The organism is Rhodopseudomonas palustris (assembly GCF_003226555.1).
Taxonomy (GTDB): Bacteria; Pseudomonadota; Alphaproteobacteria; order Rhizobiales; family Xanthobacteraceae; genus Rhodopseudomonas; species Rhodopseudomonas palustris_I.
Map to the genome: position 1 here is coordinate 517,740 of NZ_QKQS01000006.1, position 21,041 is coordinate 538,780.

General features: G+C 65.1%; 17 protein-coding genes. 6 read left to right on the forward strand and 11 right to left on the reverse strand.

Features of this window, described 5'->3' with window-relative positions:
• Positions 1–22 precede the first annotated feature (22 nt).
• From DNX69_RS04310 to DNX69_RS04320, 3 genes are all read left to right on the forward strand, one after another.
• Positions 23–418, forward strand: coding sequence for a FixH family protein (locus tag DNX69_RS04310; RefSeq protein WP_110784851.1), 396 nt, complete (start codon positions 23–25; stop codon positions 416–418).
• Positions 419–508: 90 nt separating this feature from the next.
• The gene (locus tag DNX69_RS04315; RefSeq protein ID WP_110784749.1) at positions 509–1,903 is read left to right on the forward strand and encodes an efflux RND transporter periplasmic adaptor subunit; all 1,395 of its coding nucleotides are present in this window, start codon (positions 509–511) and stop codon (positions 1,901–1,903) included.
• Entirely contained in the window at positions 1,900–5,058 is a 3,159-nt protein-coding gene (locus tag DNX69_RS04320; protein WP_110784750.1) for an efflux RND transporter permease subunit, read from the forward strand. The genes DNX69_RS04315 and DNX69_RS04320 overlap by 4 nt, the downstream gene beginning before the upstream one ends.
• A gap of 26 nt (positions 5,059–5,084) precedes the next feature.
• Here DNX69_RS04320 and DNX69_RS04325 read toward each other — a convergent pair whose 3' ends face one another.
• The 6 genes from DNX69_RS04325 to DNX69_RS04350 form a co-directional block, all read right to left on the reverse strand.
• Positions 5,085–6,095, reverse strand: a complete 1,011-nt coding sequence (locus tag DNX69_RS04325; RefSeq protein ID WP_110784751.1) for a branched-chain amino acid ABC transporter permease — start codon at positions 6,093–6,095, stop codon at positions 5,085–5,087.
• A complete protein-coding gene (locus DNX69_RS04330; RefSeq protein ID WP_110784752.1) occupies positions 6,092–6,955 on the reverse strand; it encodes a branched-chain amino acid ABC transporter permease in 864 nt (287 codons plus the stop codon). Before DNX69_RS04330 ends, DNX69_RS04325 begins: the two co-directional genes overlap by 4 nt.
• Before the next feature lie 10 nt (positions 6,956–6,965).
• The gene (locus DNX69_RS04335) at positions 6,966–7,670 is read right to left on the reverse strand and encodes an ABC transporter ATP-binding protein (RefSeq protein ID WP_110784753.1); all 705 of its coding nucleotides are present in this window, start codon (positions 7,668–7,670) and stop codon (positions 6,966–6,968) included.
• Entirely contained in the window at positions 7,663–8,382 is a 720-nt protein-coding gene (locus DNX69_RS04340) for an ABC transporter ATP-binding protein (RefSeq protein WP_110784754.1), read from the reverse strand. Before DNX69_RS04340 ends, DNX69_RS04335 begins: the two co-directional genes overlap by 8 nt.
• A gap of 7 nt (positions 8,383–8,389) precedes the next feature.
• Positions 8,390–9,634, reverse strand: coding sequence for an ABC transporter substrate-binding protein (locus DNX69_RS04345; protein ID WP_110784755.1), 1,245 nt, complete (start codon positions 9,632–9,634; stop codon positions 8,390–8,392).
• 213 nt (positions 9,635–9,847) lie between these two features.
• Positions 9,848–10,708: a MaoC/PaaZ C-terminal domain-containing protein gene (locus DNX69_RS04350; protein ID WP_110784756.1), complete on the reverse strand. Its 861-nt coding sequence runs from the start codon at positions 10,706–10,708 to the stop codon at positions 9,848–9,850.
• A 114-nt stretch (positions 10,709–10,822) separates the two neighbouring features.
• Between DNX69_RS04350 and DNX69_RS04355 the strand changes: the two genes are divergently transcribed.
• Positions 10,823–11,761: an IclR family transcriptional regulator gene (locus DNX69_RS04355; protein ID WP_110784757.1), complete on the forward strand. Its 939-nt coding sequence runs from the start codon at positions 10,823–10,825 to the stop codon at positions 11,759–11,761.
• 161 nt (positions 11,762–11,922) lie between these two features.
• On the opposite strand, the gene DNX69_RS04365 is transcribed toward DNX69_RS04355, so the two are convergent.
• Complete coding sequence (locus DNX69_RS04365) at positions 11,923–13,482, reverse strand: class I adenylate-forming enzyme family protein (protein WP_110784852.1); 1,560 nt, start codon at positions 13,480–13,482, stop codon at positions 11,923–11,925.
• 115 nt (positions 13,483–13,597) lie between these two features.
• Between DNX69_RS04365 and DNX69_RS04370 the strand changes: the two genes are divergently transcribed.
• On the forward strand, positions 13,598–14,389 hold the full coding sequence (locus DNX69_RS04370; protein WP_110784759.1) for an enoyl-CoA hydratase/isomerase family protein: 792 nt from the start codon (positions 13,598–13,600) through the stop codon (positions 14,387–14,389).
• A 328-nt stretch (positions 14,390–14,717) separates the two neighbouring features.
• Positions 14,718–17,078, forward strand: coding sequence for a Wzz/FepE/Etk N-terminal domain-containing protein (locus DNX69_RS04375; protein WP_207803109.1), 2,361 nt, complete (start codon positions 14,718–14,720; stop codon positions 17,076–17,078).
• A gap of 124 nt (positions 17,079–17,202) precedes the next feature.
• Here the strand turns inward: DNX69_RS04375 and DNX69_RS04380 are convergent, their stop codons facing one another.
• The 4 genes from DNX69_RS04380 to DNX69_RS04395 all read right to left on the reverse strand — a co-directional run bounded on the left by DNX69_RS04380 (position 17,203) and on the right by DNX69_RS04395 (position 21,039).
• Entirely contained in the window at positions 17,203–17,586 is a 384-nt protein-coding gene (locus tag DNX69_RS04380; RefSeq protein ID WP_234826840.1) for a helix-turn-helix domain-containing protein, read from the reverse strand.
• A 226-nt stretch (positions 17,587–17,812) separates the two neighbouring features.
• The gene (locus DNX69_RS04385) at positions 17,813–19,288 is read right to left on the reverse strand and encodes an undecaprenyl-phosphate glucose phosphotransferase (protein WP_165825174.1); all 1,476 of its coding nucleotides are present in this window, start codon (positions 19,286–19,288) and stop codon (positions 17,813–17,815) included.
• Between the two features lie 147 nt (positions 19,289–19,435).
• Complete coding sequence (locus DNX69_RS04390) at positions 19,436–20,449, reverse strand: peptidylprolyl isomerase (protein ID WP_110784761.1); 1,014 nt, start codon at positions 20,447–20,449, stop codon at positions 19,436–19,438.
• Positions 20,446–21,039, reverse strand: coding sequence for a hypothetical protein (locus tag DNX69_RS04395; protein WP_110784762.1), 594 nt, complete (start codon positions 21,037–21,039; stop codon positions 20,446–20,448). The genes DNX69_RS04390 and DNX69_RS04395 overlap by 4 nt, the downstream gene beginning before the upstream one ends.
• Between the last annotated feature and the right edge of the window lie 2 nt (positions 21,040–21,041).

Genomic DNA, 21,041 nt, shown 5'->3' on the forward strand with positions numbered 1-21,041 from the left:
TCAGACACGTTTGGAGATCATGATGACTGCGAAATTTAGCACCGCCGCGGCCTGCGCCGCCGCGCTCTCCCTGTTTGCCACCGCCGCCATGGCGGGCGCGGGTGACTACGCGTTCGAGGCCACCAAGGCCGAAATGAAGAAAGGCGACGACGTCACCGTCGCCATCCGCCTCACCCACAAGACCACCGGCAAGCCGGTGGAAGGTGCGGTGATCTTCAACACCCGCGTCGACATGGCGCCGGACAACATGGCCGACATGGTGTCGCCGGTGACGGCGCTGCCGTCGCCGGAGCCCGGCGTGTACGCCTTCAGGACCGACCTGCCGATGGCGGGCCGCTACCTGATCACGCTGTCGGCGAAGGTCCAGGGCGAGCCCGAGACCGTCACCGGCAAGGTGATCGTCAAGGCGTTCAAGTAGGCGCAAGCGGCGCCGCGAGCCGCGGTGCCGCCGTCCCCCACTTCTCCCGACAATCGAACTGCGCCCTCGCGGCGCGCGACGGTGCACGTCATGGCTACACTGCGCTCACCATTCCTGCTGCTTCTGATCGGACTCTGTCTCGCTGCGCCTGCCGCGGCTGACGAGCGGTCGCCGCTGTACTACCGCGATCCATCCGGCGCGCCGCGCTGGTCGGCCGTGCCGGCGACCGACGCCCACGGCCGCGCTTTTCTGCCGGTCTACGAAGCGGACGAGCCCTCGGTGCAATCAGCACCGAAGCCCGCTCCCGATCCCAGCCGCAAGATCCTGTACTACCGCAACCCGATGGGGTTGCCCGACATCTCCAAGGTGCCGAAGAAAGACTCGATGGGGATGGACTACGTCCCGGTTTACGAGGGCGAGGACAGCGCCGACGGCACGGTCAAGCTCTCCCCCGGCAAGATCCAGCGCAGCGGCGTGAAATCCGAGCCGGCCGAACGCCGCGCCCTCCATGTGCTGGTGAAGGCGCCGGGCGTGATCCAGCTCGACGAGCGCCGCGTCTCGGTGATCGCGATGCGCAGCGAGAGCTTCGTCGAGAAGATCGCCGACGTCACTACCGGCAGCTTCGTCAAAGCCGGGCAGCCGCTGATGCAGATCTACAGCTCAGCGATCAGCTCGGCCGCCGCCGAGTATCTGTCGACCATCAATTCGAAGACCACCGGCACGATCGAAGCGTTCGGCCGCGGCTCGCGGCAGCGGCTGGCGAATCTCGACGTGCCCGAAGAGACCATCGCCGAACTCGAACGAACCCGGACCGCTCCCGTCAGAGTGCAGTGGCGCGCCCCGCGCGACGGCATCGTGCTGGAACGCAACGCCATCGACGGCATGCGCGCAAATGTCGGCGACGTGCTGTTTCGGATCGCCGATATTTCGACGGTGTGGGCGCTGATCGACGTTGCCGAGCGTGATCTCGGCGCACTGTCGGTCGGCCAGAAGGTGACGATCCGGGCCCGCGCCTTCCCGGATCGCGCGCTGTCGGGCAAAATCGCGGTGATCTATCCGCAGGTCAATCGCGACACCCGCACCACACGGCTGCGGGTCGAGCTCGCCAATCCGGATCTGAAACTGCTGCCGGACATGTATGTCGATGCCGAGATCGACGTCGCCGGCGACGCCCCGGTGCTGACGATTCCAACCTCGGCGGTGCTCGACAGCGGCAGCCGCCGCGTCGTGCTGATCGACAAAGGTGATGGCCGGTTCGAGCCGCGCGCCGTGACGCTCGGACGACGCGGCGACGGCATCGTCGAGATCAAACATGGGGTCGACGAAGGCGAAGCGGTGGTAACCTCCGCCAACTTCCTGATCGATGCCGAAAGCAATCTGAAGGCGGCGCTGAAGGGCTTTGCCGAAGCCGCGAACACTCCAGCCGCCGGGCCGGAGGCTTCGTCTCACAACCACGCCCACGACCAAGCAGGAGCCCAGCCATGATCGGCCGCATCATCGCCTGGTCGGCGCACAATCTATTGCTGGTACTGTTCGGCACCGGCTTTGCGGCAGCCGCGGGCCTCTACGCCCTGCTGCATTTGCCGCTCGACGCCATTCCGGATCTCTCGGACACCCAGGTCGTCGTTTACACCGAATACCCCGGACAGGCGCCGCAGGTGATCGAGGATCAGGTCACCTATCCGCTGACCACAGCAATGCTGACGGTGCCGAAATCGAAGGTGGTGCGCGGCTTCTCGTTCTTCGGCGTGTCGTTTGTCTACGTGATCTTCGAGGACGGAACCGACATCTACTGGGCCCGATCGAGGGTGCTGGAATTCCTCAACGGCGTGGCCTCCCGCCTGCCGGCGGGTGTGGCGCCGAGCATCGGCCCGGACGCCACCGGCGTCGGTTGGGTCTATCAGTACGCGGTCTTGTCGAAGGAGCTGAACCTCGCCGACACCCGCTCGATCCAGGACTGGAATCTGCGCTTTGCGCTCGCCAAGGCCGAAGGCGTCGCCGAGGTCGCGAGCATCGGCGGCTTCGTCAAGCAGTACAACGTGGTGCTCGATCCGCAGCGAATGCGCGACCGCGGCATCACCATGGCGCGGATGCGCGAGGCGATCCGCGCCTCGAACGCCGATGTCGGTGGCCGCACTGTCGAGCTGTCGGAGTTCGAATACGTGATCCGCGGCAAGGGCTACATCAAGGACATCAACGACCTCGGCAACATCGTGCTGAAGGCCAGCGGCGGCACGCCGGTGCTGCTGAAGGACGTCGCGCGGGTCGAGCTCGGCCCCGACGAGCGCCGCGGCATCGCCGAGCTCAACGGCGACGGCGAAGTCGCCAGCGGCATCGTGCTGCAACGCTTCGGCGTCAACGCGCTCGACGTGATCGAGCACGTCAAGACGCGCTTCCAGGAGATCGCCAGCAGCCTGCCGAAGTCGGTCGAGATCGTGCCGGTGTACGATCGCTCGACACTGATCTACAGCGCGATCGACACGCTGAAACACACGCTGCTCGAAGAGAGCCTGGTCGTCGCCGTGGTGTGCATCGTGTTTCTGCTGCACGTCCGCAGCGCGCTGGTGGCGATCCTGATGCTGCCGGTCGGCGTGCTGATGGCCTTCGCGGCGATGAAGCTGCTCGGCCTCGGCTCCAACATCATGAGCCTCGGCGGCATCGCGATCGCGATCGGCGCCATGGTCGACGCCGCGATCGTGATGATCGAGAACGCCCATAAGCACCTCGAACGCGCCGAGCCGGGCAAATCTCGTGTCGCCATCCTGATCGAGGCTGCCTCCGAGGTCGGGCCGGCGCTGTTCTTCAGTCTCCTGATCATCACCGTATCGTTCCTGCCGATCTTCACGCTGGAGTCGCAGGAGGGCCGGCTGTTCGGACCGCTCGCTTTCACCAAGACGTTCGCGATGGCGGCGGCCGCGCTGCTGTCGGTGACGCTGGTGCCGGCGCTGATGGTGATCTTCGTCCGCGGCAGGATCGTGCCGGAGCACCGCAACATCATCAACCGCGCGCTGATCTGGATCTATCGTCCGGTGATCCGCGGCGTGCTGCGCGCCAAGACGCTGGTGATCGTGCTGGCGCTGGTGGTGCTCGGCGTCTCGATCTGGCCGGCGCGCCAGCTCGGGACCGAGTTCATGCCGTCGCTCGATGAAGGCACGCTGCTCTACATGCCGACCACCCTGCCCGGCCTGTCCATCACTAAGGCGGCCGAGCTGCTGCAGATGCAGGATCGCATCATCCGCGGCTTTCCTGAGGTCGCCTCGGTGTACGGCAAGGCCGGCCGCGCATCGACTGCGACCGACCCGGCCCCCACCGAGATGTTCGAGACGGTGATCAACCTCAAGCCGAAGACAGAATGGCGACCGGGCCTGACCACCGACGGGCTGATCGCCGAGATGGACAAGGCGCTGCAATTCCCCGGCGTCTCCAATGCATGGACGATGCCGATCAAGGCGCGGATCGACATGCTATCGACCGGCATCCGCACCCCGGTCGGCGTCAAGGTGATGGGCACCGATCTGGCCGAGATCGACCGCCTCGCCAAACAGGTCGAGCAGGTACTCAAGACGGTTCCCGGCACGTCCTCGGCCTATGCCGAACGCACCATCGGCGGCTACTACCTGGAGATCGTTCCGGATCGATCGGCTCTGGCGCGCTATGGGCTGGCGATCCAGGACGTGCAGGACACCATCGCCACCGCGCTCGGCGGCCAGACGGTGACCACGACCGTAGAAGGCCGCCAGCGCTTCACCGTCAACATGCGCTATCCGCGCGAGTTGCGCGACGATCCGCAAGGAATCGCCCGCGACGTGCTGGTGCCGCTGCCGGCGGGCGGCGCCGTTCCGCTTGGCGAGGTGGCAACGGTGCAGCTGGCGCGTGGCCCGACCGCGATCCGCACCGAGAACGGCCAGCTCGCGACCTACATCTATGTCGATATTCGCGACCGCGACCTCGGCGGCTACGTCGCCGATGCCAAGCAGGCGGTGCAGGCCGGCGTCAGCTTCCCGCCCGGCACCTATGTGACCTGGAGCGGACAGTACGAGTATCTCGAACGTGCCACCGCACGGTTGAAGGTCGTGGTGCCGGTCACGCTCGCGATCATCTTCCTGCTGCTGTACCTGAACTTCCGCTCGCTGACCGAGACGCTGATCGTGATGCTGTCGCTGCCGTTCGCACTGGTGGGCGGACTGTGGCTGATGTGGAGCCTCGGCTTCGACCTTTCGGTGGCGGTGGCGGTCGGCTTCATCGCGCTGGCCGGCGTCGCCGCCGAGACCGGCGTCGTGATGCTGATCTATCTCGACCACGCGCTCGCCGCTGCCAAGGCGAAGTGCGCGGCCGAGGGCCGGAGCCTGACGCAGCGCGATCTGCAGGGTGCGATCATGGAGGGCGCGGTCGAGCGCGTCCGACCGAAGATGATGACCGTGGTGGCGATCATGGCCGGCCTGCTGCCGATCCTGTGGAGCAGCGGCACGGGATCGGAGATCATGCAGCGGATCGCGGTGCCGATGATCGGCGGCATGGTGTCGTCGACGCTGCTGACGCTGATCGTGATCCCGGCGATCTACGGGCTCATCGAAGGCTTTAAACTGAAGCGCGCCGCGAGCCACCGCACCGCGGGAGCCGCACTGCTGCCGGGAGAATAATCTCCCGGCCCGCAGTCTCTATGGCTTTACGAGACAGACGCCGGCCGCGGCTCGGGGCCGCGGCGGCGCAGGCCGCGCCAAGCCCGCTCGGCGAGCGGCAACAACCCGCGGGGGGTGGCGAGGATCACCACGATCACGACAACGCCGTAGATGAAGTAGTGCAGCCCCGGCACCGCACCGCCGAGCTGGCCGCGCAGCACCTCGCCGAGCGGCACCAGCAGCAGCGCACCGAGCGCCGGACCGAAGGCCCGGCCGAGCCCACCCACGGTGGCGAACAGCACGATCTCGATGGTGATGGTCGGCGTCGCCAGCAGATACGGATCGGCGAAGGTGAGGTAGCGCACATAGCAGGTGCCGACGATCGAGGTCAGCACCGCCGAGATCGTCATCGCGGTGATCTTGTGGCGCAGCACGTTGACGCCGATCGCCTGCGCGGCTTTCTCGTTATCGCGGATCGTGCGCAAATAGTAGCCGAGCGGCGCGTTGAGGATTGCGACGTTGACCAGCACGATGATCGCCGCCAGTCCCAACATCACCCAGAACGCACCGTGGCCGCCACCGAACTGGAACGCCAATAGGTCGCCGGTGTCACGCGGAAGCAGCAGGCCCGAGGCGCCGCCGAGGAATTCCCAGCCCTCGACGATGATCGCCCCCATCTCGGCGAACGCCAGCGTGATCAGCACGAACGACAAATGGCCGAGCTGGAACCGGAAATCGATCCAGGCGATCATCGCGCCGAGCGCGCCGGAGATTGCGGCGGCAATCACCAGCCCCGCCCACATGTTGATGCCGAACTTGAGCAGCAGCGCCGTCGACAGCATCGCGCCGGTGCCGATGAACAGGCTGTGCGCCAGCGAGATCTGGCCGGCCATGCCGCCGACGATGTTCCACGCGGACGCCAGCGCCACATAGACCAGCGCCAGGGTCAGAAGATGCAGATGGTAGCTGTTCAGCACCAGCGGCAGGCAGGCCGCGACGGCCAGCACGCCCCATAGCCAAGGCGACGCCAGGGTCTGGTAGAAGCCCTTGCCGATCATGACGTCCTCCAGGTCAGGCCCTGCGGCCGGAACAGCATGATCAGCACGAAGATCGCATACGGCACCAACCGCCCGAGCGTATCCGACACATAGATCTGCCCGAACGCTTCAGAGAGGCCGATCACGAGCCCGCTGAGCATGATGCTGACGAAGTTGGTCATGCCGCCGAGCACCACGACCAGCAGCGTGATCACCGTGTACTGCAGGCCCTGCGTCGGCGTGATCGGCGTGCCCGGCAGCAGCAGCGCCGCGGCGACCGCGAGAATCCCGACGCCGATCGCGAAGGTGACGACCTGGACGCGACCGACATCGACGCCCATCAGCGCCGCCGCCCGCGCATTCTGGTGCACCGCGCGGATCGAGCGACCGAAATCGGTCGAGCGCAGCATCACGTACAACCCGATCGCCATCGCGAAAGCGACGACGAACGCGATCAGATGCGGCAGCCGCAACACGACGTCGCCGAGGATGATCAGCTTGGACTCGACGATCGACGGCGTCCGCGCCGGCTGTCCGCCGAACACCATCAGGATGCCGTTCTGCAACACCAGGCTGAGGCCCAGCGTGAGCTGCACGATCATCAGGAACTGGTGCCCGGCCATCGGCCGTAACAGATAGCGGTAGACCAGGCCGCCGATCAGCGCCATCACCGGAATGGTGATCAGCGCCGATACGTAAGGGTCGAGCGCGAATGCCGAGAACAGCGCCAGCGACATGAACATCGCCAGCGAGATGAAGTCGCCATGGGCGAAGTTGACGATGCCGGACACGCCGTACACCAGCCCCATGCCCAGCGCCAGCAGCCCGTAGGTGCTGCCGATCAGAACGCCTTGCGCCAAGGCCTGCCAGAACTCGCTCACTTCATTCTCCTCACAGTCCCAGATAGGCCTGCCGCGTGCGCGGGTCGTTCTTCACAATGTCTGCGTCGCCTTCGACCGCGATCTGCCCGCGTTCGAGCACGTAGCAGCGCTGGGCGTGGCGCAGCGTCAGATTGAGATTCTGTTCGACCAGCAGCATGGTCAGGCCATCCTTGTGCAGCTTGTCGATGATCTCGAAAATGTACTGCACGAACAGCGGCGACAGGCCGAGCGACGGCTCATCCAGCATCAGGATGCGCGCTTCCGCCATCAGCCCGCGGCCGATCGCCAGCATCTGCTGCTCGCCGCCGGACAGCGTGCCGGCGGCCTGCGTCAGCCGCTCCTTCAGCCGCGGAAACAGTTCGAGCACCTTCTCCATCTGCGCCGGCCGATGCGGCCGTGCGCGATCGCAGAAACCGCCGAGCAGCAGGTTCTCGCGGATGCTCATCTCCGGGAACACCAGCCGCCCTTCCGGCACCTGGATGATGCCGAGCTCGACGCGTTCGCGCGCGGTGGCGCGGGTGACGTCCTGGCCGTCGAACACGATGCGGCCGGACATCGGCTGCACGATCCCCGACAGGCAGTTGATCAGCGTGGTCTTGCCGGCATTGTTGGCGCCGAGCAGGCCGACGATCTCGCCGGCCGCGAGCCGCACCGAGACGTCGCGCAGCATCGGCGTGCCGCCATAGCCGGCGACCAGCCCTTCGACCTCAAGCATCGAGGTGCTCTCCGAAATACGCGTCGATGACTCTTTGGTCCTTGATGATCTCGTCCGGCGTGCCTTCGCCGATCTTCTCGCCGAAATTGATCACCACCATCCGGGTCGCCATCCGCATGATCACCGGCATGACGTGCTCGACCATCACGATGGTGACGCCGGATTGGTTGAGTTCGCGGATGATCTGCATCGGCGCTTCGGTCTCGGCCATGGTGAGGCCGGCCATCACCTCGTCGAGCAGGATGCACTGCGGATCGGTCGCGACGCATTTGGCGACTTCGAGCAGCTTCTTGTCCTGCAGCGACAGCGTCGCCGGCGTCTCGTCGAGCTTGCCGCCGAGCCCGACTCGGGTCAGCACGGCGGCCGCATAGTCGATCGCCTCGCGGATCGGCCGGCGCGTCAGTGCCGCGGTGGTGACGACCTCGAGCGTCGTCATGTCGGCGAAGGTCTGAACGAGCTGGAAGCTGCGCACCAGGCCGCGCCGCGTCAGCCGGTCCGGCGAAATGCCGGTGATGCGCTGGCCGTCGAACCGCACCTCGCCGCTCGACGGCGGCGCGAAGCCGGAAATCACGCTGAACAGCGTCGTCTTGCCGGCGCCGTTCGGCCCGATGATGCCCAGGATTTCGCCCTTCTCGACGCTGAACGACACGTCGTTCAGCGCGAGCAGGCCGCCGAAGCGCTTGCTGATATTGTCGACTTCGAGAAGGGCCACGGCCGGATCAGCTCTTGGGACGCGGAGCTGCCTGGGCGAACTCCTTCGGGAACACGACTTCCTGGCTCTGATCCGGCATCCACTGGATCATCATCGCCGAACCGTCGGTGAGCAGCCGATCGTCTGCGAACTGCAATCCCTTCGGCTTGGCGATGTAGAGATGCGGGTCGCCGAACGGAATCTTGAAGCTCTTGAAGGCTTCGAGCAGTGCGTCGGGTTCGAGCGACTTGGCGTTCTCCAGCACCTGCTGCAGCACGCGCGCGCCCTGGGCATACTGGATCGCGCCCTGACCAATGCGATCGAGCTTGGCGACATCGCGCAGCTCGGCGATGATCTTCTGCATCGACTCCATCTTGGCGCCGGGGCTGAAGCCGGTCATGCCGAATAGATTGCGCGTCAGCACCGCCTTGCCGATCTCGGGCCCGAGATCTTTCCACAGCGACAGGTCCGAATAGCCGCCGGTGCCGCCGACGAACAGGCTGCCCTGGTAGTTGAGGTTGTAGCGAGCCTGATGCATCAAAATGCCGTCGCGCGGCGTCACCAGCCCGGTGACGACGTCCGGCTTCAGCGAGCGGATGCGGATCATCGCCGAGGTCTGGTCCTGCGCCTTGGTGTCGAGCGGCGCTTCGCCGATCACCTCGATGCCGCTCGCCTTCAGCTTCTCGACCAGGAACTTGTTGACCTGCTGGCCGGCCTCGTAGTTTGAGTAGCACATCACCGCGGTCTTGATCGCGAACTTGTCGTTGTCGCGCAGCGACACGATGAAGTCGTGCATCGACTGGGCGTAGCCGCGATCATACGGATAGCCGAGCGAATACATGTAGGTCGACTTGGCGCCACCGGCCCAGATCGACAGCGTCGGAACCTTCAGTTCGTCGAGCACCGGCGTCAGCGCCAGCATCTGCGCGCTGAGGATGGTGCCGGTGAGCAGCGGCACCTTTTCTTCGGTGATCAGGCGGCGCGCCTCGGTCGCGGTCCGCGCCGGTTGGCTGGCGTCGTCGGCCTGCAGCAGCTGGATCTTGGCGCCGTCCTTGCTCTTGATGCCGCCGCTCTTGTTGATCTGATCGATGATGTAGTCGAACGCCGGCTTGCCTTCCTGCGCGTAGGCGGACAGGCCGCCGCTCATCGAGTTGATCACACCGATCTTGATCGGCGCCGGCTCGGCACTGGCATTGCGGACCCAAGGCGCTGCGACGGTTCCGAGCACCAGGCCGGTCGCACCGATTCCAAATGAACGTCGGGAAATGGACACGGGCGTTCCTCTTTGTTGTTCGTTTACTGCGGCGAAGTCGGCGGACTTATACGCAACGCCCGCCGAAAGTCATCCCTAAACTCCGGCGAACTACACATTCGGCAGAACTACTAGCCAGCGTTGTAGCGGCGCCGTTCTCGCGCGTTGGCGTGCGCGCGACGCCCGAAGACGAGCTCCGGCATTTTTCCTGAATACGGAATAATCCCGGCTGCATCACCGGATGGTTGCGAGGCCATTGTTGATGACGACGATATCGCGCTCGGCCACCTTGGCGCGAAACGACACTTGCGCCTCCGTCTCGCTCCAGACTTCGGTGATGATGGTCTCACCGGGATAGACCGGCGACGAAAACCGCGCCTGCATCTTGGTCAGACGCGTCGGATCGCCGTCGCAGCACAGCTCGACCAGCGCGCGACACACCACGCCGAAGCTGCACAGCCCATGCAAAATCGGCTTCTCGAAGCCGGCCTTGCGCGCCACCTCGGGGTCGGCGTGCAGCGGGTTGTAGTCGCCGGAAAGGCGATACAGCAGCGCGGCGCGCGGCGAGGTCGCAATCCGCAGCGATCGATCGGGCGCGCGTTCCGGCAGTGCGTGCGGCCCCGGCAGCGGTCCGGACGGACCACCGAATCCGCCATCGCCGCGCAGCATCGTGGTCGAGGTCAGGCGGCACAGCAGTTCACCAGTCGCCTTGTCGACGACATCGCGTTCCGACAGCAGCACAGCGCCTTTGCCGGCGCCCTTGTCGAACAGGCCGGTGACGCGCGAGCGGCCCACCACCGTCGCTTTCGGCGGCAGCGGCTTGAAGATCTCGAAGCCCTGTTCGCCGTGCAGCACCTTGCGCCAGTCGACGCCGGTGTCTTCACTGCCGAGCCAGAATCCCGGATAGCCCAGAACCACCGACATCGACGGCAGCACCTGCAGATCCTGCTCGTAGACGTAGCGAAGCTGGTTCGCATCGAGCGGCGCGTCGCCATAGCCGACGCCCAGCGCGTACAGCATGGTGTCGCGCTCGGTGTAGCTCTGCTCGATCTCGGGAATGGGCCAGTTGCGCAAGCGCGCGGGGTCGATGGGCATCCTTCCACTTCCTCTTGTTTTTGTGCAGCTTGCCACCCCGGCGACGGTCGCACAATATGCGAAATCGATTTTCGCACCGGCTACCCGCGGCCGCGCCGCACGGAACACACCATCATGGCGGCAAAGACAACCACGCACCGGACCACAACCGCCAAGCCACGCACCCCCGCGAAAGCCGCGAAACAGTCCGCGTCGGCCGGTGCTGAAGATCGCGCACAGCGCCGGGTGGAACGCCAATCGCTGCAGCGTGCCGCACGCAGGCCGCGCGCGGATGCCGCCGACCGCGGCGATGCCGGGGGCCGGCTGTTCGTTTTGGCGCTGGCGCGGGGCCTCGAAGTGCTCGGCGCTTTTCGCGCCGGCGACCGTGCGCTCGGCAATCAGGAACTCGCGGAGCGCACCGGCCTACCGAAGCCGACGATCTCGCGGATGACGCACACGCTGATCCAGCTCGGCTATCTCACCTACGAGGCGCGCTCGGCGACCTATCAGCTCGGCGCCCGGGCACTGGCGCTGAGCTACGCGGCGCTCGCCAATCTCGACGTCCGCAAGGCCGCATTGCCGATCATGACCAAGCTCGCCGAAGACAGCCAGCTGCACGTCGGCCTCGGCACCCGCGAACGGCTGATGATGCTGAACATCGAGAGCTGCGAGAGCGACGCGCTGATCGGCCTGCGGCTGCCGCCGGGGTCGCGCGTGCCGCTCGCCACGACGTCGCTCGGCAAGGCCTATCTGGCGACGATCGGCGAGGACGAACGCAGCGCTCTGCTCGCCGAATTGCGCGACCATCACGGCAACGACTGGCCCAAGATCGAAAAATCGATCACCAAATCGATGCGCGAGATGGCGCGGGGCGGATTCTGTCTTTCGACGGGCGAGTGGCGCAAGGACATCAACGCCGTCGGCGCCGCGATCGTGCCGCCGAATGGCGGCCCGGTGTATGCGCTGAGCTTCGGCGGCCCGGCCTATCTGGTGTCGCAGCAGCAACTCATCGAGCAGCACGGCCCGGCGCTCGCCCACGCAGCGAGGGCGATCAGCGCGGCGCTGGGTGGGTGATGTTGCGCTCAGTCATCCTCAGCAGGAGCTGGGGGCAAAGCCTTTCCTCGTCATTGCGAGCGAAGCGAAGCAATCCAGCTTCGTGCAGTGGCCTCTGGATTGCTTCGTCGCTGCGCTCCTCGCAATGACGGCTAAGGTGGTGCTGTGCCTTAGAAAGAACCTCAGTTCACCCGCCGGTCCTTGTCGTTCCAATACGGCGCGCGGAGCACGGACTTGTTGATCTTGTTGACGCTTGACAGCGGCAGCGGATCGTCGCGGAATTCGATGCTGCGTGGCGACTTGTAGTCGGCGATCAGCGAGCGGCAGAACGCGATCAATTCATCCTCGGTGACAGCAGCGTCAGGGCGACGCACCACCACCGCATGCACCGCCTCTCCCCATTTGGCATGGGGGATGCCGATCACTGCGCATTGCAGCACTTCGGGGTGCGCCGCAATCGCGTTCTCGACCTCGATCGAGTACACGTTTTCACCGCCGGTGATGATCATGTCCTTGATCCGATCGGAGATGTAGAGATAGCCATCGGCATCGAACCGGCCGGAATCGCCGGTGTGCATCCAGCCGCCGCGGAGCGCCTGCGCAGTCAGCTCCGGCTGCTTCCAATAGCCCGCCATCACCATCGGCCCGCGCACCACCACCTCGCCGACCTCACCGGGCTTCATGTCGCGATCGTCCGCATCGACGATCCGAACTTCGGCAGACACGATCGGCCGCCCCGCCGAGCGCAGCCGATGCCGCGGCGCGGAGGGCAGATGATCGGCGGGCGACAGGATCGTGGCGACCGGCGAGAGTTCTGTCATGCCGTAGGACTGGCCAAACTTGATCCCCGGAAGCCGCATCAGGCACTCCTGCAACACCGGCTCCGGCATCGGCGAAGCGCCGTAAGTGATCAGCTTCAGGCTGGACAGATCGTAGCTGTCGAGATCCGGCAACTGCAGGATCATGCCGAGCATCGTCGGCACGAAGGTCGCGACCGTCACCTTGTGCTGACTGATCGCGGCCAGCACGTCCTTGGGCGAGAACCGCGGGATCACCACATGGCGTCCGCCCATGATAGAGGTGGTGTAGACCCGCGCGCCAGCGCCGAGATGGAACAGCGGTCCGGCGTGCAGCGCCACCGTGGTCTCGTCGAAGCCGAAAGACAGCGACGTCACCACCGCGTTGACCCAAAGGTTGCGATGGTTGAGCATCACGCCCTTGGCGCGGCCGGTGGTGCCGCCCGTGTAGAACAGACAGGCGAGATCGTCGCCACCGCGACCGGCGTCGGCGCAAGGCTTCTCCTCCGCAAGCGTGGCTTCGTAGTCATACAGCTTTGACTGCCCTGCCGAGCCGGGCGCCGCCGCGATTACGGCGCTGATGCAGCGGCACGCTTCGGATAGCTGCAGGGCACTATCGAGAAAATTTCGGTCGCAAACCAGCACGGACGGCTCGGCGTCGGCCACCTGTTCGATCATCTCCGGCAGCGAGAACCGGGAATTCACCGGCACCACGACGCCGCCGGCCCACAGCACCGCGAAATAGCACTCGATATATTCGTTGCCGTTGGCCGCGAGGATCGCGACCCGTTCGCCGGCCTCGATGCCGAAGCGGCAGAACGCGCCTGCCAGCCGCGCGATCCGGTTCAACAACTCGCTATGACTGAAGCTGCGCTCGGGCGTGACGAGAGCAATCTCGTCGCCGCGGAACGATGCTGCCTTACGCAGGCCCGCCGTCAACTGCATGTCGCGCTCCACCCGTTCGTCTCTTCCTTGATACATTTTTAGCATTGCGAAAATCGTTTTCGCAAATTTCGAGGATTGGGCTATCTTCCCCGAAAACAACGCAAGGGGTGGAAATATGCCAGGAAACAGCGCAGTCGGCGGCGACGCCGTGGTGTTCGAACGACATGATGACGTGATGGTCGTTCGTCTCAACAGCCCGTCGACGCGCAATGCGCTGCAGCCGGCGGTGAAGCAGCATCTCGAACTCCGCATCCCGGAATTACTTACCGACCCGGCCGTCCGTTGTCTGGTCATCACCGGCAGCGATGGATCATTCTGCGCCGGCGGGGACATTAACAACATGGGCGAGCGCGCGGCGCCACAGGTCCGGCGGCGGATGCAGGTCACGCACGCCTGGGCCAAGATGCTACTCACCGCGGAGAAGCCAGTGATCGCGGCCGTCAATGGCTCGGCTGCCGGTGCCGGCTTCTCGCTGGCCCTGCTCTGCGACATCGTGCTGATGTCGGATCAGGCTTACTTCCGCGCAGCGTTTCCGGGACTCGGCGCGGCGCCGGATCTCGGCCTCGCACTGACGCTGCCACGCGCGATTGGCGCGATGCGCGCCAAGGACATCCTGCTCACCAACCGCCGCCTCGAAGCGGATGAAGCACTGGCGCTCGGCATCGCCAAACGGGTGGTGCCGACGGACATGCTGATGGAGGAGGCGCTGAAGCTCGCCGCCGAACTCGCCGCCGGCCCGACCATGTCGTTCGGCCTCACTAAGATGCTGGTCAACGGCGCGTTCGAGCCGATCGAACAGTTCTTCGCCCTCGAAGCATTCGCCCAAGGCGTCGCGTTCGGCAGCACCGAATTCGCCGAAGGCGTCGCCGCGTTCCAGCAGAAGCGCAGGCCGGACTTCAGGCGCTGAGGAGGACTCCGGGCCCGAAGCCTCGGACCGGCCAGCCGCGCCCTGATCGACCGCGGATCAGCGCGACGCCCTGTCCCGGCGCCTTCGAACACGGCTTCGGCCACATCGCTGCACCGAAGCGAGACCGGATGATATGGCGACGTTTTGCCATGTGCTGGATATCATCTGTTACAATTGTGTATTATTTCTTGGCTAGACACGAACGTGACCGATCGGCCGCACGCTGGCGACGTGAGGGTTTTGCGCGATCGACAGCTGCGCGATCGTCACGCCGCAGTCGTCGGCCTTGGGGCGGGTTGCGTACCGAATGCTCGGCCAGGATGCATCGATGGATATGCTGTCGCACCGATCATTCGATCCGGCTGATCACGAGATGTCTCGGGACGAGAGCCCCGCCGCACAGATGGCGGCTCTGATCGAGCACCTCGGCGGATTCCTCCGCCGCCAGATTGTGATTTTCATCGCGATTCCAGCGACGGCCCTCGCTGTCGGGATCGCCTATCTGGCCGCGACGCCACCGGAATACACCGCGACCGCGACGCTGCTGATCGACAGCAGCAAGCTGCGGATCTTCCAGAACCAGTTGCAGTCCTCGGTCGACATGCCGCTCGACACCATCCAGGTGGGCTCGCAAGTCGAGATTCTCGCGTCCGAACGGATCGCACGCGCCGTAGTGCGGCAGCTGCGGCTGGCCGAAGATCCGAACTTCGTCTCTTCGGGCGGCACGCTCGGCCGGATCAGGAACCTGGTGTCCTGGTCCGACAACGGCGCGGTCGACCAGGAGCGGCGAGCCGTCAACGAGTTGCTCGGTCGCCGCAGCATCGCCCGCGTCGAGCGGACCTATGCCCTGAACATTTCCTACACCGCGCGGAATCCCGAACTCGCCGCGCGGATCGCCAACGCCATCGCCGAGACCTATATCGACGACCAGCTCTACGCCAAGTTCGAGACGACCCGGCGCGCCAGCACTTGGCTGCAGGACCGCATCAACGAGCTGAGAGCGAAGGTCACCGCCGCCGACAAGGCTGTTCTCGAATACAAAGAGAGGAACAAGATCGTCGATTTCGGCGGCGGCCACGCCACGACGGCGGCGGGCGGTCAGAACCGGCTGATCGGGGAGCAGCAGCTGTTCGACCTCAACAGCCAGCTCTCCACCGCGCGCGGGGCCACAACGGAGGCGAAAGCGCGGCTCGACCGGATCGAACAGATCCGCAAGCTGGACATCGGGGAGGCAGCAGTATCCGATCTGCTCAAGAACGACGTTGTGACCCGGCTGCGCAATCAGTATCTCGACCTGTCGGGACGAGCCGCCAACCTGTCGGCGCGCTACGGGGCGGACCACAGCGCCGCGGTCAATCTGCGAGAGCAGATGCAGGAGCTCAGCCGAAACATCACCGCCGAGCTCGGGCGGATCGCGGCGAGCTATCAGAGCGACTATGAGATCGCGAGGACTCGAGAGCAAAATCTCGAGGCCGAGTTGGCCAATCTGGTGTCGGAAGGCCAGAGTACCAACAGGGACCGGATCGGTCTCGCCGAACTGGAAAGCTCGGCCAAGACCTATCACACGATCTATGAAAGCTTTCTCGGCCGCTATGCGGAAGTGATCCAGCAGGAGTCGTTTCCGATCACCGAAGCAAGGGTGATCAATTCTGCTTCGCCGCCGCTGCAAAAGAGCAAGCCGATCACCTCGCTGGTGCTGGCGATCTCCACAGCCTTCGGGATCATTCTCAGCTTCGGTGTGGCGGCGCTGCGTGAGGCGATCGACGGCACGTTCCGTACCCAGAAGCAGATCCAACAGGCGCTGCGAACGAAATGCCTGGCCGTCGTCCCGTCAATCGGCAATCGACTGGGGCGTGGCCCCGCCGCACGGCGAGACGGCCGCTGGGGCCGGAGGCGAGAGTCCGGCGACGAGCCACCTGCCGCGACCGAGGATTCCACCACCCCGCCGTGGGCGATCGCCGAGCCGCTGATGCGGCGGTCCGTCGACGAGCCGCTGTCGATCTTCACCGAAGCGTTCCGCGCCATCAAGGTGACCGCGGAGCTGCGCCCCGCGGTGCGCGACAACAAGGTGATCGGCGTCACTTCGACGCTGCCGAACGAGGGCAAGTCGACGATCGCCTGCAATCTCGCGATGCTGATGGCCGACGCCGGCAAGCGCGTGATCCTGCTGGACCTCGATCTGCGAAGTCCAACGCTCGCCAGCGTCCTGGTGCCGCGCCCCACCGCCGGATGGTTCGACGTGCTCGACGGCCGCGCGGCTCTCGACCGGGCGATCGGCTGCGAGCCTGACACCGGATTGGACTTGCTCCCGCTCCTGGGCACGGACCATCCCATGCACAGCGACGAAATCCTGTCGTCGCCGGCGTTCTCTGGCCTGATCGAGGACCTACGGCGACGCTACGACTATATCATCGTCGATCTGCCGCCGATCGCGCCGGTGGTCGATGTACGCGCCACGCTGCCCCTGATCGACTGGCTGGTGTTCGTGGTAGAATGGGGTAAGACCCCGATCCGGACGGTGCAGCATCACCTGAGGGCGCGCCCCGAACTTTACGATCGACTGCTCGGGGTCGTGCTGAACAAGGTGGATCTTCGTGCGCTGGAGCGGTTCGAACAGCCGGGGCTCTACCGCGGCGGTTATTATGCGTCGAACTGGCCGCAGTCCGCGCAGCAACGATCGGCTGCGTGACCGGGACCGCCATTCGGCCTGCTCGGAAGACGCCGCTTGCGCCGCTGTCCCCTGCGCCGATAAGCCGAATACCAAAAACATGCGACGGCCGATTGGACGCCGCGGCCGTGGCCTCCCAGGAGGACTACTTGGTTTTTTCGGAGCGCCGCTGCCGCGCCGCATGGCGGTCTCGCAGCTCTTCTTCCAGGCTGATCTTCTCGAGTAGAAGGTCGGTCACCAGCTTGCGCAGCCGGGAATTTTCGAGCTCGAGATGCTTGAGCGCATCATCGGACTCGAATCCGGCCTGCAGCGTATCGTCCTCTTGGGTGTCGCCTGTCGCACTCGAGCCTGCGGGTGAGATCGGCATCTTTTTCCAGCGGTGATAGGTCATAATGCTGACGCCGAGCGCCTTGGAGATCTCTCGCTGCGTCTTGCCTTTGGCTGCCAGTTCGTTGGCTTGGGCGAGCTTGGTCGCAATTTCCTCAGAGGGATGCCTCCTACCGACCATGTCGCTGTCTCCGAACCACATCTTGCACGACGAACCTGTGCAAGCGAATCTAGTAAGCGTGATTCCCCAAAGTTTTCAATAGGCCTCCCAACAAATTTGGTTGGCTGCAAACCCGGGCTGCCGTTCGGCGCGATCGCCGACGACAATCGATGTCGACTGGATCGACGAAGGAGCTCCGCTGGGCGGCAAGATCGCGGCGGGAAAGTATGACAGAGCGAAGACAGTATCCTAGTCTCATCGCGGCAGGTCAGTACGCATTTCGCCGCCTGAGCAACTCGAAACAGGTCTTGAGCATGATATGGATATCGAGCGCCAGACTCCAATTGTCGATATACCAAAGATCGAACGCGACCCGTCGTTCCATCAATTCGAGACGCGGAGTTCCGCCGCGCGCGCCTTGAACCTGCGCCCAGCCGGTGATGCCGGGCTTGACGTGATGCCGGAAGGCGTAGCTGTGGATCAGCTTGCTGTATTCGTGATCGTGCACCAGCGCGTGCGGACGGGGGCCGACGACCGACATGTGCCCTTGCAGCACATTCACCAGTTGCGGAAGTTCGTCGATGCTGGTCTCGCGCAGGATCCGCCCCACACGGGTCACGCGCGGGTCGCGCTTGGTGGCCTGGACCACCGCCGCCCCGTCTTCCTGGACCCGCATCGAACGGAGTTTGTAGATCATGAACGGCCTGCCGTTGAACCCGTGTCGACGCTGCCGGAAAATGGCCGGACCTCGGGATTCGAGTTTGATGGCGACCGCGGCCACCACCAGCAGCGGCGACAGCAGTACCAGCGCAGTCAGAGCGACCGTGACGTCCAGCAGCCGCTTGGCGCCGCGCTCCAGCGCAGTCAGCGGCGGCCGCTGCAGTTCGACCATGTACACGTGCGGGACCGACGCTCCCTGTCGATCCAGGATCGACGATACTGCGCAATCCGGCAGCAGACGGACAGGGAGGGGGAATATCCGGAGGCGATCGAGCAGCATCTCGAATTCGGCGTTGTTCGACCACGGCATCGCCAGCACGATTTCCTCGGCCGTCGAGGCTCGGATACGTTGGACTGCGACGCTGAGCCGTTGCGACGGCAGCTCGGCGCTCCGCTCGGCCGCCTCCGGGTGAGACACAATAACGCGATCGACTTCGTCCAGGCCGAAGTCGCGCAGCAACACGACTCGCGAGTAGCGCGTCAGCTCGGCCTGTGTCCCGATCACGACTGCGCGCCGGCCGGCGATCGCACCCGCCGCAAGCGCGGCACGCAGCCGCTGCTTGGCGAACCGTCGCCACCACAGCAATCCGCAGGCACCAAGTGCAAACATGCAGACGATCGCACCGCGCGACACCTCGCTGCCGGATTTGAGCATGAACAGGATCACCGCCAGCGCCAGCATCGCAAAGCACCAGCTCGCCACAACGCGGCCATGGCTGGGACGCGGCTCGATGACGCCATTGACCCGATGCAGACCGGCCCGATGCGCGGCGAGCACGTACAGTAAACTCGCCACCAGCCCCAGGCCGAAGTAGATGCTGACCTGAACGATACCTCCCAGAGCCTGTTGATAGAGAACTCCGCCGAGCGTCCCGGCAGCCACGATGATCAAGGCGTCGGCGAGCGCCAGCGCCGGTCCGATGACTGCGAAAGGAAGCGAAAAGCGCTGTTTGGCGGCATTTCGGAGGCTCGCGGCCTGATGGTCCGCGTCGAGAGCATCGACCGGGTTGATGGCGTCCGTCACGTCGCACCTGCACCGCAGCAATCCGATGCGGACGAAATATCATAAGAATGTGATAGTTTAACTAATTATTAACGGTATATGTTATATTATGATCTCTGGGGCGGATCGAGCTGGCATAGCCTTACGGACCGTGGCCCGATGCGCTCGCTATCGGGACTCCGATTTGGCCTCGATCAGTCGCGACAGCGCGATCTCGTTGAGCACCGGCGGCGACTGCTTCAACAATTCGTTGACATAGGCCCTTCGGTTGGCTTCGGCCTTCTCGGCCCGCAGCCGCTGCACCAGGCCGTCGCGCACTTCAGCCAGCGTTCGCTGCCGTGCCGCTTCGGTATCGAGCAGCTTGAGCACGTGCCAGCCGTCGTCGAGCCGAACCGGCTCCGACACGGCACCTTTCGCCAGGCCGGTCACCTGGCTGCGAATTTCCGGGCGCAAGTCCGGCTCACCGACCCACCCCAAATCGCCCTCCCGTTCTGCGGAGGCTGAATCCTCGGACAGCTCCCTGGCGAGCTTGCCGAAGTCGGCGCCGGGCGCCTTCAGCTTCTTCAGCGCCTCGGCGAGCTTCTTGCGCGCCGCCTCCTCGGCGTCTTTGTCGGCGTCCTTCGGCAGCGCGATCAGCACCTGGGCGAGCCGAAACCGCCGCGGGACCAGCAGCGCGCTGGCGTTCGCATCGTACACAGCCTTGAGCTCGGCCTCGCTCGGATAGGATTCAGGCGGCACCGTCACCGATTTGAGATAACCGTCCACGATCACGCTCTCGCGGACGCGGGCGATCTGAGCCTGCACCGCCGGCTGCTCTTCCCACTTTTTCGACAGCGCCTCCTTGTAAGCCAGGCGATTGGCCAGGATCGCGCGCACGGTCTGACTCAGCAGCGCCGGATCGCGCGCCAGCGCCGCCTGCTGCCGCGGATCGAGGAAGCTGATCGCAGATCGCACCTCGGCGGCGGTGACGTCGCTACCCCCGATCTTGGCGACGATATCGCTATCCTTCACGGCGGCCCCGGCGTCCGCCACCGGCTGCGCGCCGCGGACGGGCTGCGGCACCGCGGCCTGCCGCGGCTGGACGGGCTGTTGCGGCGCACGCTGCTGCGCCGACGCTTCCGCAGGCGCGAGCGCCAAGGTGATTGCAGCGAGCAGTCCGCTGGTGACGACGGCACGGGTCATGGCTTGGCTTTCTGATCGAGGATCTGGTCGCGGAAATCCTGAGCTTGGTTCTGGTGCTGGACACGCTGCATCCCGAACAGCGGATCGTGATCGAGCACCTTTTCGAGCGGATCCATCGCCTCGTATTTGGTGACGACGTCGTTGCTGATCTTGACGAGCTTGCCGTTCTTGGCTTCGCAGGATTTGGTGCTGGCCCGGAACGCCTTGGCCTCGCCTTCGAACTTGGCGCGCTCGGCGTCCTTGGCGCGAGCCACCGACGCCGCTTCGGCGTAGGCGCTCTTCCACTTCTCCAGCGTGTCGTCGCGTTCGGCGAGCCGGTCGTTGAAGTCCTTCACCGCCTGGCGATAGGCCTGGTTCACTTCTTTGACCTCGGCGCGCAGCGCGGTGTTCTGCTTCTTTGCGGTGTCGCGCTCCTGCTCAGTGGCCGTCAGCTTGGCCTGGAGCGCGGCGCGCTGGTCTTCGAGCGAGCGAACCTGTGCGGTGGCTGAGCGCAGCGCCTCGCGCAGGCGCGCGGTTTCATTTTCCGCCAGGGCGGGCCCGGCCCAGGCGAGGCAAAGGCCCAGGCCGGCGAGACTAAGGATCCCACGCATCG